Raw genomic sequence first — 14,654 nt, 5'->3', positions numbered from 1 at the left:
GCGGCAGATCGAGCAGCACCGCGGGCGGCATGGCCGGCGCCTCCTCCATCGCGACGTGCCAGGACAGCGCACCGACCGCGACGAGGGCGTGGGCGCCCAGCACGACCAGCAGGCTGCCGCCCCAGCGCGCCAGGGCGGGCGCTGCGCGCTCGCCGTCCTCCGGAAGGTCGTTGGGATCGACGGTCGCCACGCTCATTTCGCGGCCGCGCCTTCCAGCCCGACCAGGGCGATCTTCAGATAGCCGGCGGCACGCAGCGCGTTCATCACCTCGGTCAGCGCGCCGTAATCCACGCTGCGGTCGGCGCGCAGGAAGACGCGCGCGCCCTTATCGCCGTTCGTCACCCCGTCCAGCGCCGCCGCCAGGGACTCCCGCGCCACCGGCGTGTCGCCCACCGACAGGCTGTTGTCGGCCTGGATGGTCAGGAACAGGGGCTTGTCGGGCCGCGGCTGCGGCTGGGCGGTCGAGGCCGGCAGGTCCACCGGCACGTCCACCGTCGCCAGCGGGGCCGCCACCATGAAGATGATGAGCAGCACGAGCATCACGTCGATGAAGGGCGTGACGTTGATGTCGTGCGACTCGGTGAGATCGTCGCCGTCGTCCAGACGCGCCGCCATGGCCTTACTCCGCCGCCTTGGACGCGGCGCGCGGGAGCGCGCGGCGGTCCATGTCGCGGCTCAGCAGCCGCAGCACCGCCGCCGAGGAGTCGCCGAGCTGGGCGCGGTAGCCGCCGATGGAGCGGGCGAAACCGTTGTAGATCACCACCGCCGGAATGGCCGCGACGAGGCCGATGGCCGTCGCCAGCAGCGCTTCGGCGATGCCCGGCGCCACCACGGCGAGGTTGGTCGTCTGCGACTTGGCGATGCCGATGAAACTGACCATGATGCCCCACACCGTGCCGAACAGCCCGACGAAGGGGGCCGTGGAGCCGATGCTGGCGAGGATGCCGGTGCCGCGCATCATGCGCCGCCCCTCCGCCGCCTCGATCCGCTCCAGGCGGGAGGCCGCGCGTTCCTTCAGTCCCTCCTGCGAGGGGGCGTCGGCGGACTGGTGGGCTTCGGCGATCACGGCCCGCAGAAAGGCGGTGGCCGGGGTCTTCTCGAAGCCGATGCTCTCCGCCGCCTGGGTCAGCGAGCGCGCCTGCTCCAGCGCCGCCAGGGAGGCCCGCGCCTTGCGCTTGGCCTTCGACAGCTCCAGCGACTTGGCGAGGAAGATGGTCCAGGTCGCCACCGAGGCCAGCGCCAGCCCGATCATCACCGCCTGCACCACCGGGCTTGCCGCCATGAACATGCCCCAGGGGGACAGGTCGTGCGGCAGCGTTGCCGTCGCGGCGGCCATGTGGTCCAGCCCGGCGGCCGCTCCAGCCGCGCCGTCCGGCGCGGCCGTCAGCGTGTCGGCGGCCGATGCCGCGGGAGCGCCGCCGTCGGTTGCGGGGGTGCCCTGCGCCCAGCCAACTCCGCTCGACAGGAAGGTGCCGGCGGCGGCCATCGCGGCGATGGAACGGGTGTGAAGCGCTGTGAACATTGGCGGTTCGAACTTCTTTGCGGCTGACTTCCTTCCTGTATAGTGCGAACGACTCTCATTTGCACCCATAAAGTGCTATATTGCTGCTATGCGACAAATGGGCGGCACGCCGGTTGTTCACGGCGTGACATGTGAACCGCAAGGGAAGATTGCGATGCCCAAGGTCCGTACCGTATCGGAACATGGCAGTTTCCGGCTCGTCGAGCGGGGCGGCCGCTACGCCGTGATCGAGGCGCGTGACGGCCAAATCTACGGTCTGCACGGGGAGGCGGGCGACCGTCCCAGCGCGCCGGACCGTCCGGACGCCGCCGAAGCCGTTGTCGCTCCCGGCGACTGGAACGCCGAGGAAGAGGCCCGCCGCCGCTTCGAGGAGCTGACGGCCCGCGGCGAGGATCTTGCCCGCAAAATCTGGTGATCCAGAACCCAGTGGCCGGCCAGAACCCAGTGGCCGGCCAGAACCCGGTGGCCGGAATGTCTCAGAACGCCTGGATCGCCTTTGAGGAGACCGTCCGCCACCGGGCGTCGGCGTCCTTCAGCATGGTCTGGATATGCCCGATGTGCACCTGCCCGTAGAGGATCAGGATGTTGCGGTCTGGTTCGGCCTTGATGGCCGCCACCACCTTGTCCTCGCGCAGGGTGGTCAAGGCCGGCGGCAAGGCCTCGCGCACCATGGAACCCGACGCCGTGGTCGCCAGCATGATCCGGATGGCCGCCTGGACGCGCCGCTGCACCCAGCCCGGCAGTGTGTCGTACTCGTCCCGGAGTTGCGCCAGATCGATGGTCTCCGAATCGGCCTCGTCCGGATCGTCGGAGGGCAGGGCGGCCAGCAATTGCGACAGGGTGACGTCGACGTTGCGCGCGTCCGGTCCCGGCGGGCCGATCAGGGTGCGGTTGTCCTGAAGCACCAGCCCGTCGCCGAGCAGGCTCGCCATCATCTCGTAGGGATGCTGCTTGCTCTCCGGGTTCCAATCAGCGCCCAGCCGGCGCAGCACGTCGGCCACCCCGGCGGGGTTCGAGGCGTCGTCGGGACGGACCTCCTCGTAGAAGACCAGCCAGCCTTCTTGGCGCCGCTGGGCGATGTGGCGGGCGATTCCGCTGTAGAAGTCGGGCTTTGCGACATGGACCATGCCCTGCATCTCCACCTGCCGCCGCCCGTCGCTCATCACGACTCGGGACAGTTCCAGCGGGATGTGGTCGGCGATCACCGGCAGGGCGGCCACCACCCCCACGGTCAGGGTGACGAGGCCGCCGGCGAGGATGCCGACGGCGATCAGGGCGGTTCGGAGCGCGCGCTTCATGCCCCGACGCTGGCACGAAACGGGGGGCGGGGGCAACCGCTCCGGCCGAAGATGCCGAACCTTAGACCCCGACCTCCACCGCGGCGTTGACGATGTAGATCATCTCGTTGCGGTCGTTCTTGTCGGCCAGGAAGATGCCGCTGGGCGCCAGCATGCCGCCGGACACCACGTTGAAGGACACCTGCCCGTAGGGGAAGACGGCCCGCACGGCCTCCAGATCCAGACGGTCGGCGTCCGCCGGAATGGCGAGATGAACACGGACCTGCATCCGGCTGGTGTCGCCATCGACCAGCGCGCGCATGCCGGGCATGGAGTTGCGCTCGATGGCGTTGCGCACGGCGCGCACCGCGGCCTTGGTCACGTCCTGACCGTGCAGATCGGCACCCATGCCGAGTTCGACGAACATCACCTGCTTCATGGTCGTGGGCTCCTCTTCACCATGGGTATCGATGCAGCACAGAATGCGCGAGAGTACAGCGGCCGCCGCCTCCGAACCGTCGCCTTTTCCAACCCGTGGAAACCCGTCACTCGATCCGGAAGGCAAGGTAGTTGTCGGTCCCCACCTGTCCGGGCATGGCGAGCAGGCCGCCGGGCGTGTGCCCGCTGAAGGTCAGGCTGAGGTCGGTGCCGCCATTGCCGTCCAGGTCGATTCGCGCGGTGGCCCCCTGATAGCCGGTCGCCCCCGCCAGATCCTCCCAGGTCAATTGGGACACGGCGTCCGTCCAGCCCCAGGCGATGGCCCATTCCTCCGGTTGGAGGTCGGTGACGGTGGACCATGTGACGCCGTCGCCCCGCCCATCGATGAAGAAGGTGTCCATGCCGGCTCCGCCGGTCAGGAAGTTGGAGCCCAGGCCGCCGTCCAGCACGTCGTCTCCGTGTCCGCCCTGCGCGGCGTCGGTGCCGCCGAGGAGATTCAGGAAATCCCCCTGGGTGCTGCCGATGACCGCCTCATCGGACGCCGTTCCCAGGAACTGGTTCCGCAGGCCGGCGACCGGGCCGGAATAGGGGGCCATCCGTGCCTCATAGCTCCGGGTGCCATCGTGAACGAGGGCACGCTGGTCAGGCTCGGCGCGGGACAGGGCGGCGGCGGCCTCTTGCCGGGTGACGATGCGGTCGGTGAAGACCAGCCGTTCGATGCCGCGCAACCGGTCGGTGCCGCCGGCTCCCGTTACGGTGAGGTCGGTTCCGCTCCCCAACGGATCGCCGGTCACGAAGGCGTTGGCGGAGGGAAATTCGTAGAGGGCCGTGTCGGTGCCGGTTCCGCCGTCGAGAAGATCGTCGCCCGCTCCGCCGGCCAGCGTATCGTCTCCGGCACCGCCCTCCAGCCGGTCGGCGAAGGCCGAGCCGGTCAGCCGGTCGCCTGCCGATCCCCCGATGACGGTCTCGATGCGTGTGCCGTGGCCAACGAAGAACTGGTTCTGGGCCAGGATCGAAGTGTCTTGCGCCGAGAACCATCCCCAGCCGCCCGTCAGGTCGATGGTGACGGGAACGTTCGCTCCCGCCGCGGACAGGGTATCGTTCCCCCCGCCATCCCAGAGATAGCGCCCCGGCGCCCCCGGAGTGAGGAGATACAGGTCGTCGCCCGCCCGCACGGTGGGGTTGGGGCCGTAGAGGCGCTGGATCGCGGCGATGTCGTAGACGCCCAGCCCGCCGGGCCAGACGCCGGAATAGGACATGATCGTGTTGGTCCGGTTGTCCTCGGACGGAGGAAGGAAGGGCGGAGTGCCGCTGCCGGTGCCGTTGTAATCGCCGGGATGCTTCAGGCCAAGCGCATGCCCGACCTCGTGCACATAGGTGCGGTAACCGGCCGATTCGGGGTCGAGGTAAATGAAGGAGCCCGCCGGATTCGGGTAGTAGGCCATGCCGGAGGCGCCGAAGGCGTCCAACTGGCTCATGTGGAACTGAAGGTTGGCGGTCATCGGCGCCGTCGTTTCCACGAAGGCGAGGTTGGCGACGGCGCTCCACTCCCCCATCGCCTGCAACGCCATGGCCTTCTGGCTGTCGTTGAGAGGGCGGAATCCGGGCACGTAGCGGATGCCGGCATCCACGACCCAGCCGTAGGTCAGGCTGTAGGGCACCGTCGCGGTCCCGTCCGGCGGTGCGCCCCACCGGCGCCCGCTGTCGAAGGCGCGGATGAACAGCGGATCGCCGGCGCCGCCCGTCGTCCGGCCAGCCGTTTCCATCGCCGGGCCTGAAGCGTCGTCAAAGATTGATCGATCGTCGCCGATTCCGTCTCCATTCTCGCTGGGATCGGGAATCCGAAACTCACTCATGTCCGCACACTCCGTCTGGGTGGACCGGTGTTTCGTTAAATTCGTTCCGAAATTCGTCGATATTTGGCGAAAACGATCAACATAGTTCTTCCATCAATCCAGTATTAATGACCAGGGGCCCGGCAGGCTTCAATGGATCTGACGGCACCATCAACATCAGATGGGCAAATTTTTACAATGGATTATCAGCATCTTGTGGCGACGCCGGGAAATTCCTTCGGCATGTTCGCGGGTTTCCGATGACAGCGGCTTCTGCGGCGAGGAAGATTGACAGGATTTCAAGAATGGACACGGCAACAGTCGTTTCTAATAAAACGCATTCACCTGTCATCGGTCCTTATGTAAATATGAAATAAAAATCATTAAAGAATATTAAGGCGCAATCCTGTCACAGCACAAACGAGGATTCGCGGATTGACAGGATGGAGAGATTCCGCAACCGTTGCCGCAGAACAACAACGGGGGAGAAAAAGAGTGCGGTATGGCTGTGTTGCGCTCGCTATCTGTGCTGTTTCTGTTGGGGCATGCTCGACTGGTGCACAGATTGCCTCCGTCCCGCCAGTGCCGCAGGACTCGATGCTGCTGGATGCCGAGTTTGAAGAAAACGCAGCGCCGGTCGTTTCGGATATCGAACCGGTTTATGTTCACAAAGGGAAGGCGTCCTACTACGCCGATTTCTTCCATGGCCGGACCACGGCGTCGGGGGAGCGTTTCAGCCAGAACCGGCTGACCGCCGCGTCCCGCCGGCTTCCCCTGGGAAGCCGGGTGACGGTGACCAACGCCGACAACGGGCGCAGCGTCGAGGTCGTGATCAACGACCGTGGCCCCTATGTGAAGGGGCGGGTGATCGACCTCTCCCGGAAGGCCGCCAGCGAACTGGGCATGATCGAGGACGGCGTGGTGAACGTTCGTGTCGAAGCCCGGCCTTCCGACCAGCCGAACCGGTCCCTGCGGCACCGGCTGGAGCGCATGGTCGCCGCCCTGTACCCCGACCGCAAACCCGCGGCCGAACCGCCTGTGACGGTCGCCGAAAGGCCCGAACCGGATTTGACCGGCACGGACCTGACCGGCACGGACCTGGGCGCCGCCGAATAACGGAACCGCGTCACGCCCGACGCTTCCCACCCGAACGCACAACGCGCAGGCTTCCGCCCAACGGGCATTGCGCCGCGAAGGCCGCCGATGCGCCCCCGCGGGTGACGGAGCCGTGCGCACAGAGGAGGTTTCGACCCATGCTGAAGCTCGTGATCCGCGACACGCATCACGCCGCCGGCCTGTTCCTGGAGCAGGTGGACAACGTCCGCCAGCTCATCGCCGAGTTGAAGGCGCTGAAGCGCGTTCCGTCCGCCTCGCTCTATCTGGAAGGGCTCGCCGAACGCTGCCTGCGGCGCGGCTGGACGGTGATCCCGGCCGATCCGCTGGTCCGCGGCTGCACGTCGCGCATCCACATCGTCGAGTTGCATCTCGATCCCAACCAGCCGGGCGCGCCCTTCGTCGGCATCTATGAGCCGGGGGAGGACGGCACCCCCTGCCGCCGTCTGCACGATTCCCTGGAAGGGCTGGCGAGCCGCCTGCGCCTCCCGCCGGCCAACACCGGCACCAAGCCTGCCGCGGTGGACCAGGCCCCCGCGCTGGCCGCGTAGCGCCGTCGCAGCGGTCCGGGGATTCCGGCCGCATCCATTGATTGGAATCATACCGCGGCAGGACGGGCGGGGGTAGCCTGCGGGCCGGCAATCCTGCCGCCCGCTGCCCGTGCCCGTCCCCATGACCGTCGAGCATCTGAGCCTCGTCTTCCTGCTGCTCCAGCAGATGTGCGTGTATCTTGTCATCGCGTACATGCTGAGCCGGACGCCGCTGTTCCTGCCGGTGATGCACCTCACCGTGCGCTGGCCGCACAAGGTCGCCTGCTACGTCATCTTCTCCATGTTCTGCGTCATGGGGACCTATTTCGGGTTGCAGATCGACGATTCCATCGCCAACACCCGCGCCATCGGGGCCGTGCTGAGCGGCATCCTGGGCGGGCCGTCGGTGGGGCTGGCGGTCGGCTTCACGGGCGGTCTGCACCGCTACTCGCTGGGCGGCATGTCGGCGGTGGCCTGCGCCGTCTCGACGGTGACGGAGGGGCTGATCGGCGGTCTGGTGCACCGCCATTTCGTCCGCCAGGGCCGCATCGAGCCGCTGTTCGACCCGCTGCGCGTCGGTGCCGTCACCTTCGTGGCGGAGATCGTGCAGATGCTGATCATCCTGCTGGTGGCGAAGCCCTTCCCGGCGGCGGTCCATCTGGTCGAGGTGGTCGCGCTGCCGATGATCGTCGCCAACACGCTGGGGGCGGGGCTGTTCATGCGCATCCTGATGGACCGCCGCGCCCTGATCGACAAGCAGTCGAGCGCCTTCTCCGCCAAGGCGCTGAAGATCGCCGCGCGGGCCGACGGCGTGCTGCGCCAGGGCTTCAACGAAGAGAACAGCATGCGGGTCGCCCGCATCATCTACGAGGAGACCGGCGTCGGCGCGGTCGCCATCACCGACCGCGAGAAGCTGCTGGCCTTCATCGGCGTCGGCGACGACCACCATCTGCCGGGCACGCCGATCACCTCGCCCCAGACCTACCAGGCCATCGCCAACAACCAGGTGCTCTATGCCGACGGGAATCTGGTGTCCTACAAATGCTCGATCCACCCGAACTGCCGGCTGGGAGCCTCGCTGGTGATCCCGCTGGTCGGCGAGGACGACCGGGTGATCGGCACCGTGAAGCTGTACGAGCCGAAGACCAAGCTGTTCTCCACCATCAACCGCACGCTGGGGGAGGGCATCGCCCGGCTGCTGTCCAGCCAGATCCTCGCCGGGCGTTACGAGCAACAGAAGGCGCTGCTCGCCCAGTCGGAGATCAAGCTGCTGCACGCGCAGGTGAACCCGCATTTCCTGTTCAACGCGCTGAACACCATCTCCGCGGTTATCCGCAACGACCCGGAGCGGGCGCGCCAACTCGTGCAGAGCCTGTCCGTCTTCTTCCGCAAGAACCTGAAGCGCCCCAGCCAGGAGGCCACGGTGGCCGACGAGGTGGAGCATGTCAGCGCCTATCTCCAGATCGAGCTGGCGCGCTTCACCGGGCGCCTGTCGGTGGAGATCGATGTGCCCGACGAACTGCGCCACGCCCGGCTGCCGGCCTTCCTGCTCCAGCCGCTCGTCGAGAACGCCATCAAGCACGGCACCTCGCAGCTTCTCGGCCCCGGCCATGTCCGCATCTCGGCGCGGCGGGAGGGCGGCGACCTGCTGCTGGCGGTGGAGGACAACGCCGGCCTCTACGAGGAGCGGCCGGGCGGCGACGGGCTGGGCATGTCCATCGTGGACCGCCGCGTCCGCAACCGTTTCGGCGACGGCTACGGGGTGGACGTCGCTTGCGAGGCCGATGTCCTCACCCGGATCACCCTGCGCCTTCCCCTGGACATTCCTGCCGTTGCGGAGACCGCGCCATGATGACCGTCCTGATCGTGGACGACGAGCCGCTGGCCCGCGAGGAGCTGCGGCGCCTTCTGGAGGAGTTCCCCGACCTCCAGGTCGCCGGGGAGTGCGCCAACGCCATCGAGGCCATCGGCGCCATCAACCGCCAGCCGCCCGACGTGGTCTTCCTCGACATCCAGATGCCGCGGGTCAGCGGGCTGGAGATGCTGAGCATGCTCGACCCGGAGCGGATGCCCCGCATCGTCTTCCTGACCGCCCACGACGAATACGCCGTAAAAGCCTTCGAGGAGCACGCCTTCGACTATCTGCTGAAGCCGGCGGACCCGGCCCGGCTGGCGAAGACGCTGCAACGGCTGCGCCGCGAGCGGGCGCCGCAGGACCTTGCCGTGTTGAAGGACGCAGCACCGCTGCGGCTGATTCCCTGCACGGGCCACAACCGCATCTCCCTGCTGAAGCTGGACGAGGTGGAATGCGTGGCCTCCAAGGCGAGCGGCGTCTTCGTGGTCGGCGCCGACGGCGAGGAGCGCTTTACCGAACTGACCCTGCTGACCTTGCAGGAGCGCACGCCGCTGGTGCGCTGTCACCGGCAATATCTGGTCAATCCTGATCGCATCCGGGAAATCCGTCTGATCGACAACGGGCTGGCGGAAATCCAGACGCTGGGTGGACAGAGCATTCCAGTCAGCCGCCGCTTCCTCGGCCCGCTGAAGGAGCGGCTGGGCATCGGGTGATCTTCCCTCCACCGCCGGGCGTGGTGGCTTGCGGCAATCAGCGGGACAAGGTCCTCCGCTAAACGACACCCTCGGGCACCAGCACCTTCCCGCAGAGGTCCCGCGCCTTCTCGAACCGGTCCGGCGCGGCGGAGCGGGCCAGCAGCCCTTCCCCGAAGATGAACGAGTAGAACAGATACGCCCGTGCGAAGGCGTCGTCGGGGTCCAGCCCCAGGCCGGCGAACAGATCCGACACGCAGCGCAGGCGTTCGCGGTCGACCTCCGCCACGATCTCGGACGCGCGGGGGTCGCGGCGCGCCCAGTCGCGCATCGCCAACTCTATGGCGATGCCGCGCGGGTTGTTGCTGCCGCCGTACAGCGACAGCACGTAGCGCAAGCCCTCGGCCGGCGTGCGGCCGTCCAGCCGGGTCTGCGCCTTGATCGCCTCGATGCGGCCGGTCTTCCAACCCTCCAGCATCGCCTCCACCAGCTCCATCCGGTCGCGGAAGTGCCAGTAGAAGCTGCCCTTGGTCACCTTCAGCCGCTTGGCCAGAAGCTCGACCCGCACCTGCTCGACGCCGCCCTCCGCCAGGGCGGAGAAGGCGGCGGACAGCCAGGATTCGCGGTTCAGCGTCTTCGCTTCCATCGGCAACACTCCGGAGACCATACGGCAGCGTATCGATTCGCCGATGGCCTGTCCAGAATCCGGCGGGTGGAAACAGCGCCGAACCTTATCCGGATTTGGCCGGAGAAAGGAAGCCCGACGCGCCTCAGCGCGCCTTTGGCGCGGTGAACAGGTCCTTGTGGGCATCGCGCAGCAGATTCTTCTGCACCTTGCCCATGGCGTTGCGCGGCAGCTCGTCCATGAAGAAGACGCGCTTGGGCACCTTGAAGTTGGCGAGCTGCTCCTTGCAGACGGCGATCACCGCGGCCTCGTCCGGGGTGGCGCTGCCGGGCTTGCGCAGGACGACGGCGGTCACCGCCTCGCCGAAATCGGGGTGCGGCACGCCGACCACCGCCGATTCGACCACGCCGTCGATGCCGTCGATGACCGTCTCGACCTCCTTCGGGTAGACGTTGAAACCGCCGGAGATGATCAGGTCCTTGGCCCGCCCGACGATGTGGACGTAGCCGCGCCCGTCCACCTTGCCGACGTCGCCGGTGATGAAGAAGCCGTCCGGCTTGATCTCCTGCTTCGTCTTCTCGGGCATCCGCCAGTAGCCGGAGAAGACGTTCGGCCCGGCCACCTCGATGATGCCGATCGCGTCGGTGCCGAGGCTGGCACCGGTTTCCGGGTCCACGACGCGCACGGAGACCTCCGGCAGCGGGAAGCCGACCGTGCCCGGAATGCGGTCGCCGTCCAGCGGGTTGGACGTCAGCATGCCGGTCTCCGTCATGCCGTAGCGCTCCAGGATGGCGTGGCCGGTGCGGGCGGAGAACTCCTTGTGCGTGTCGGCGAGCAGCGGCGCCGAGCCGGAGACGAACAGGCGCATGTGCGCCGTCGCCTCGCGCGTCAGGCCGGGATGGGCGAGCAGGCGGGTGTAGAAGGTCGGCACGCCCATCATCACCGTGGCGCGCGGCAGCAGCCCCATCACCTGCTCGGCGTCGAACTTCGGCAGGAACAGCATGGAGGAACCGTTCAGCAGCACGCAGTTGGTCGCCACGAACAGGCCGTGCGTGTGGAAGATCGGCAGGGCGTGCAGCAGCACGTCGTCCGGCTGGAAGCCCCAGTATTTGTGCAGCGTCAGCGCGTTGGAGCCGAGGTTGCGGTGGCTCATCATCGCGCCCTTCGACCGCCCGGTGGTGCCGGAGGTGTAGAGGATCGCGGCGAGATCGTCGGGCTCGGCCGGCACGGTCGCGAAGTCCGTGCCCTTGCCGGCGGCCTGCTCCGGCAGCGTGCCCTCGCCGTGGGTGCCGAGAGTCAGCAGATGGGCGACCTTGGCCTTGTCGGCGACCTCGCGCAGCGCGTCGGCGGATTCGGGGCGGGCGACGAAGACGTGCGGCTCGGCGTCGGTCAGGAAATACTCGACCTCCGCCTTCGTGTAGGCCGGGTTCAGCGGCAGGAAGACGCCGCCCGCCCGCACGGTGGCGAGATAGAGGATGATGTTCTCGACCGACTTCTCCACCTGCACGGCGACCCGGTCGCCCTTCTTCAGGCCGAGGTCGGCGAGCAGGTTGGCGTAGCGGCCGGTCAGCGCTTCGAGATCGCCGTAGGTGACGGTGCGGGCGTTGTTCGTGCCGGGCTCGGTCTCGGCGAAGGGGCGGCTGCGGTCCGCCGGGAAGCGGGAACGGAACAGATCGAACAGATTGCCACCCACGTCGGACATCGTCATTCCCTCCATGCACCCCTTGATCTGGTGCCCAGGGTTTAGCACAGGCGCATGCTGTCGGCCACCGCTTTGTATACGGAAGACTGGCTTATTGTATTTCGTTTCCGCCCATGATGGACACGAACTCGGTGAAGATGTCGATCTGGATGGTCACGTGCCGCCGCATAGCGGCGTAGGCGGCCTCCGGCTCGCCGGCCAGGATCGCCTCGACCACGTCGTCATGCTCCGTGAAGCTGTCCTTGACGCGGTTGGGATGGTTGAGCTGGTAGCGGCGGTAGGGGGCCAGCCGGGCGAACAGGCCGCGCGCGATCTCCTGCAGCGGCTCGTTGTGGCTGCCCGCCTGGACCGCCTCGTGGAAGGAGCGATTGACCGCGTAATAGGCGTCCAGCTCCCGCGCCTCCATATGCGCCTTTGAGGTGTCATGCAGGTGTTTCAAGGCCTGCTTCTCCTCCTCCGACATGCGGCGGGCGGCGAAGCGGGCGCACAGGCCCTCGATTTCCGACATCACTTCGAACATCTGCACCATGCGGTGCAGCTTCAGCGGGGCGACCACCGCCCCCTGGCGCGGCTGCTTCTCCACCAGCCCGGCGTGGACGAGCTGGAGGATCGCCTCGCGGATCGGGGTGCGGGAGATGTTGAAGCGCTGGGCAAGGCTTTCCTCGTCCAGCCGCGTTCCGGGGCGCAGGCGACCCAGGAAGATGTCCTCCTCGATCGCGAGCCGCACCTCGTCGGCGCGGGTGGCACCCTTATCGGCGGTCTTGCCGGCGGCAATCCGGTCGCTCATCCCGAGCGTGTCCCCTTCCTCGTCCGCGGCCTTCCGCCGCTCCCGTCTCTGTATACAAGAGATGGACAGCGCGTATCCAGCATGATAGTCCTTCCCCCCAACAATGAGAACCGGAGATCCGCCTCGGACTCCGGGCCACTGCGGTTCTGGGGAGGATGCGCATGGATTTTGCGCTTTCGGAGGAGCAGCAGGCGTTCCGTGACACGGCGCGCGACTTCGCGCAGCAGGAAATGGCGCCGAACGCCGCGCACTGGGATGAGAACAGCGTTTTTCCCGTCGACACCCTGCGGCAGGCCGCGGCGCTCGGCTTCGCCGGAATCTATGTGGGGGAGGAGTTCGGCGGCTCCGGACTCGGGCGGCTGGACGCGGCGCTGATCTTCGAGGAACTGTCGGCGGCCTGCCCGTCCACGGCAGCCTACATCTCCATCCACAACATGGCCTCCTGGATGATCGACCGCTTCGGCAACGCGGAGCAGCGTGAGCGCTTCCTGCCCAAGCTGACGACCATGGAGCATTTCGCCAGCTATTGCCTGACCGAGCCGGGGGCAGGGTCCGACGCGGCCTCGCTGCGCACACGGGCGGAGCGGGACGGCGACCATTACGTGCTGAACGGCTCGAAGGCCTTCATCTCCGGCGGCGGCACGTCGGACGTCTATGTCTGCATGGTCCGCACCGGCGAGCCCGGCCCCAAGGGCATCTCCTGCATCGTGGTGGAAAAGGGCACGCCCGGCCTGTCCTTCGGCAAGCAGGAGCACAAGCTCGGCTGGAAGAGCCAGCCGACGTCGGCGGTGATCTTCGAGAACTGCCGCGTCCCCGTTGCCAACCGCATCGGCGCGGAGGGGGAGGGGTTCCGCATCGCCATGAAGGGGCTGGACGGCGGCCGCCTGAACATCGCCGCCTGCTCGGTCGGCGGAGCGCGCTTCTGTCTGGAGCAGGCCATCGCCTACACCACGGAGCGCAAGCAGTTCGGCAAGCCGCTGAACGCCTTCCAGGCGCTTCAGTTCAAACTGGCCGACATGGCGACGGAGTTGGACGCCGCCCGGCTGATGCTGCACCGCGCCGCCGCCAGCCTCGACGCCGGATCGCCGGAGGCCACCGCCCATTGCGCCATGGCCAAGCGCTTCGCCACCGACGCCGGGTTCCAGGTGGTGAACGAGGCGCTGCAGCTTCACGGCGGCTACGGCTACATCAAGGAGTACCCGATCGAGCGGATTTTCCGCGACCTGCGGGTGCACCAGATTCTCGAAGGCACCAACGAAATCATGCGCGTCATCATCGCCCGGCATCTGACCGGCGGCTGACGGCAGCGCAACAAACGCAGCGCAACAAACAACGTCACATCAAGACGAGGGGAAACGCTATGGCGACGATCGCCTTTATCGGGCTGGGCAACATGGGTGCGCCGATGATGCGCAACCTGATGAAGGCCGGCCACACCGTCCTGGCCTTCGACCTGTCGGAGGCCGCCTGCGCCGCCGCGCGCGACGCCGGCGCCACCATCGCCACCGGCCCCGGCGCCGCGGCGGGGGAGGCCGAGGTGGTCGTGACCATGCTGCCAGCCGGCAAGCATGTGCGCGAGGTCTACACGGCGCCCGACGGCATCATCGCCAAGGCCAAGCCGGGCAGCCTGTTCATCGACAGCTCCACCGTGGACGTCGACAGCGCCCGCGCCGTCGCCGCGGCGGCGGAGGCGGCGGGCCACGCCATGATCGACGCGCCGGTGTCCGGCGGTGTCGGCGGGGCCGAAGCGGCGACTCTGACCTTCATGGTCGGCGGCAGCGACACCGCCTTCCGCCGCGCCGAGCCGATCCTGTCGGCGATGGGCAAGGCCATCGTGCACACCGGCGGACCGGGCAACGGTCAGGCGGCGAAGATCTGCAACAACATGATCCTCGGCATCTCGATGCTCGGCGTGTCGGAAGCCTTCGCGCTCGCCGAGAAGCTGGGGCTGGAATCGCAGAAGCTGTTCGACGTGGCGTCGAAGTCGTCGGGCCAGTGCTGGTCGCTGACCAGCTATTGCCCGGTGCCGGGTCCGGTCCCGACCTCGCCGGCCAACCGCGACTACCAGCCGGGCTTCGCCGCGGCGCTGATGCTGAAGGACCTGAAGCTGGCGGTCGAGGCCGGGCAGAGCACCGGCAGCCCGCTGCCGCTGGGTGGCGAGGCGGCGCAGATGTACGCGCTGTTCTGCAACGCCGGCTTCGGCGGCAAGGACTTCTCCGGCATCGTCAATTTGCTGCGCGGGAAGCCGTAAGGGCGGTCACGGAGCCCCCTCCCTAAC

At 67.7% G+C, this 14,654-nt stretch carries 15 protein-coding genes and 1 pseudogene; 7 read left to right on the top strand and 9 right to left on the bottom strand.

Annotated elements, in window-relative coordinates; all coding sequences use genetic code 11:
* The 3 genes and pseudogenes from GBZ26_RS17840 to exbB form a co-directional block, all read right to left on the bottom strand.
* Positions 1-196 (bottom strand): annotated as a pseudogene (locus GBZ26_RS17840) (hypothetical protein); the annotation flags it as partial.
* A complete protein-coding gene (gene exbD / locus GBZ26_RS17835; protein ID WP_174439987.1) occupies positions 193-615 on the bottom strand; it encodes a TonB system transport protein ExbD in 423 nt (140 codons plus the stop codon). The pseudogene GBZ26_RS17840 and the gene exbD, both read right to left, overlap by 4 nt.
* 4 nt (positions 616-619) lie before the next feature.
* On the bottom strand, positions 620-1,522 hold the full coding sequence (gene exbB, locus GBZ26_RS17830) for a tonB-system energizer ExbB (RefSeq protein WP_174439986.1): 903 nt from the start codon (positions 1,520-1,522) through the stop codon (positions 620-622).
* Positions 1,523-1,676: 154 nt separating this feature from the next.
* Between exbB and GBZ26_RS17825 the strand changes: the two genes are divergently transcribed.
* Positions 1,677-1,937, top strand: a complete 261-nt coding sequence (locus GBZ26_RS17825; RefSeq protein ID WP_174439985.1) for a hypothetical protein — start codon at positions 1,677-1,679, stop codon at positions 1,935-1,937.
* 61 nt (positions 1,938-1,998) lie between these two features.
* On the opposite strand, the gene GBZ26_RS17820 is transcribed toward GBZ26_RS17825, so the two are convergent.
* The 3 genes from GBZ26_RS17820 to GBZ26_RS30695 form a co-directional block, all read right to left on the bottom strand.
* On the bottom strand, positions 1,999-2,820 hold the full coding sequence (locus tag GBZ26_RS17820) for a hypothetical protein (protein ID WP_174439984.1): 822 nt from the start codon (positions 2,818-2,820) through the stop codon (positions 1,999-2,001).
* Between the two features lie 61 nt (positions 2,821-2,881).
* The gene (locus tag GBZ26_RS17815; protein WP_174439983.1) at positions 2,882-3,238 is read right to left on the bottom strand and encodes a Lin0512 family protein; all 357 of its coding nucleotides are present in this window, start codon (positions 3,236-3,238) and stop codon (positions 2,882-2,884) included.
* A gap of 106 nt (positions 3,239-3,344) precedes the next feature.
* Positions 3,345-5,093, bottom strand: a complete 1,749-nt coding sequence (locus GBZ26_RS30695; protein ID WP_174439982.1) for a M10 family metallopeptidase — start codon at positions 5,091-5,093, stop codon at positions 3,345-3,347.
* A 576-nt stretch (positions 5,094-5,669) separates the two neighbouring features.
* Here GBZ26_RS30695 and GBZ26_RS17805 point away from each other — a divergent pair.
* From GBZ26_RS17805 to btsR, 4 genes are all read left to right on the top strand, one after another.
* Positions 5,670-6,188, top strand: a complete 519-nt coding sequence (locus tag GBZ26_RS17805; RefSeq protein WP_174439981.1) for a septal ring lytic transglycosylase RlpA family protein — start codon at positions 5,670-5,672, stop codon at positions 6,186-6,188.
* 137 nt (positions 6,189-6,325) lie between these two features.
* Positions 6,326-6,736 (top strand): hypothetical protein, encoded by a 411-nt coding sequence (locus GBZ26_RS17800; RefSeq protein WP_174439980.1) that lies wholly within the window; start codon positions 6,326-6,328, stop codon positions 6,734-6,736.
* Positions 6,737-6,857: 121 nt separating this feature from the next.
* A complete protein-coding gene (locus GBZ26_RS17795) occupies positions 6,858-8,567 on the top strand; it encodes a sensor histidine kinase (protein WP_174439979.1) in 1,710 nt (569 codons plus the stop codon).
* Complete coding sequence (gene btsR / locus GBZ26_RS17790; RefSeq protein ID WP_174439978.1) at positions 8,564-9,283, top strand: two-component system response regulator BtsR; 720 nt, start codon at positions 8,564-8,566, stop codon at positions 9,281-9,283. Before GBZ26_RS17795 ends, btsR begins: the two co-directional genes overlap by 4 nt.
* 58 nt (positions 9,284-9,341) lie before the next feature.
* On the opposite strand, the gene GBZ26_RS17785 is transcribed toward btsR, so the two are convergent.
* The 3 genes from GBZ26_RS17785 to GBZ26_RS17775 form a co-directional block, all read right to left on the bottom strand.
* Positions 9,342-9,908, bottom strand: a complete 567-nt coding sequence (locus tag GBZ26_RS17785; protein ID WP_174439977.1) for a TetR/AcrR family transcriptional regulator — start codon at positions 9,906-9,908, stop codon at positions 9,342-9,344.
* A gap of 124 nt (positions 9,909-10,032) precedes the next feature.
* Positions 10,033-11,589, bottom strand: coding sequence for a malonate--CoA ligase (locus GBZ26_RS17780; protein ID WP_174439976.1), 1,557 nt, complete (start codon positions 11,587-11,589; stop codon positions 10,033-10,035).
* A 91-nt stretch (positions 11,590-11,680) separates the two neighbouring features.
* A complete protein-coding gene (locus GBZ26_RS17775; RefSeq protein WP_174439975.1) occupies positions 11,681-12,376 on the bottom strand; it encodes a GntR family transcriptional regulator in 696 nt (231 codons plus the stop codon).
* 161 nt (positions 12,377-12,537) lie between these two features.
* Between GBZ26_RS17775 and GBZ26_RS17770 the strand changes: the two genes are divergently transcribed.
* Positions 12,538-13,677, top strand: a complete 1,140-nt coding sequence (locus tag GBZ26_RS17770) for an isobutyryl-CoA dehydrogenase (protein ID WP_174439974.1) — start codon at positions 12,538-12,540, stop codon at positions 13,675-13,677.
* 38 nt (positions 13,678-13,715) lie between these two features.
* Positions 13,716-14,627, top strand: a complete 912-nt coding sequence (mmsB, locus tag GBZ26_RS17765) for a 3-hydroxyisobutyrate dehydrogenase (RefSeq protein WP_343207299.1) — start codon at positions 13,716-13,718, stop codon at positions 14,625-14,627.
* Positions 14,628-14,654: the final 27 nt, after the last annotated feature.

This window comes from Azospirillum formosense (genome assembly GCF_013340925.1).
GTDB classification, from domain to species: domain Bacteria; phylum Pseudomonadota; class Alphaproteobacteria; order Azospirillales; family Azospirillaceae; genus Azospirillum; species Azospirillum formosense.
Note: the sequence above shows the minus strand (reverse complement) of the source record. Positions and strands in the feature narration are given on the sequence as shown.

Excerpts from the sequence above, each read along its gene's own strand:
- exbB (WP_174439986.1), bottom strand. The coding sequence starts at position 1,522 with ATGTTCACAGCGCTTCACACCCGTTCCATCGCCGCGATGGCCGCCGCC.
- GBZ26_RS17780 (WP_174439976.1), bottom strand. The coding sequence starts at position 11,589 with ATGTCCGACGTGGGTGGCAATCTGTTCGATCTGTTCCGTTCCCGCTTC.
- GBZ26_RS17775 (WP_174439975.1), bottom strand. The coding sequence starts at position 12,376 with ATGAGCGACCGGATTGCCGCCGGCAAGACCGCCGATAAGGGTGCCACC.
- GBZ26_RS17785 (WP_174439977.1), bottom strand. The coding sequence starts at position 9,908 with ATGGAAGCGAAGACGCTGAACCGCGAATCCTGGCTGTCCGCCGCCTTC.
- GBZ26_RS17800 (WP_174439980.1), top strand. The coding sequence starts at position 6,326 with ATGCTGAAGCTCGTGATCCGCGACACGCATCACGCCGCCGGCCTGTTC.
- btsR (WP_174439978.1), top strand. The coding sequence starts at position 8,564 with ATGATGACCGTCCTGATCGTGGACGACGAGCCGCTGGCCCGCGAGGAG.
- GBZ26_RS17815 (WP_174439983.1), bottom strand. The coding sequence starts at position 3,238 with ATGAAGCAGGTGATGTTCGTCGAACTCGGCATGGGTGCCGATCTGCAC.
- GBZ26_RS17805 (WP_174439981.1), top strand. The coding sequence starts at position 5,670 with ATGCTGCTGGATGCCGAGTTTGAAGAAAACGCAGCGCCGGTCGTTTCG.
- GBZ26_RS17825 (WP_174439985.1), top strand. The coding sequence starts at position 1,677 with ATGCCCAAGGTCCGTACCGTATCGGAACATGGCAGTTTCCGGCTCGTC.
- GBZ26_RS17770 (WP_174439974.1), top strand. The coding sequence starts at position 12,538 with ATGGATTTTGCGCTTTCGGAGGAGCAGCAGGCGTTCCGTGACACGGCG.
- GBZ26_RS30695 (WP_174439982.1), bottom strand. The coding sequence starts at position 5,093 with ATGAGTGAGTTTCGGATTCCCGATCCCAGCGAGAATGGAGACGGAATC.
- GBZ26_RS17820 (WP_174439984.1), bottom strand. The coding sequence starts at position 2,820 with ATGAAGCGCGCGCTCCGAACCGCCCTGATCGCCGTCGGCATCCTCGCC.
- exbD (WP_174439987.1), bottom strand. The coding sequence starts at position 615 with ATGGCGGCGCGTCTGGACGACGGCGACGATCTCACCGAGTCGCACGAC.
- GBZ26_RS17795 (WP_174439979.1), top strand. The coding sequence starts at position 6,858 with ATGACCGTCGAGCATCTGAGCCTCGTCTTCCTGCTGCTCCAGCAGATG.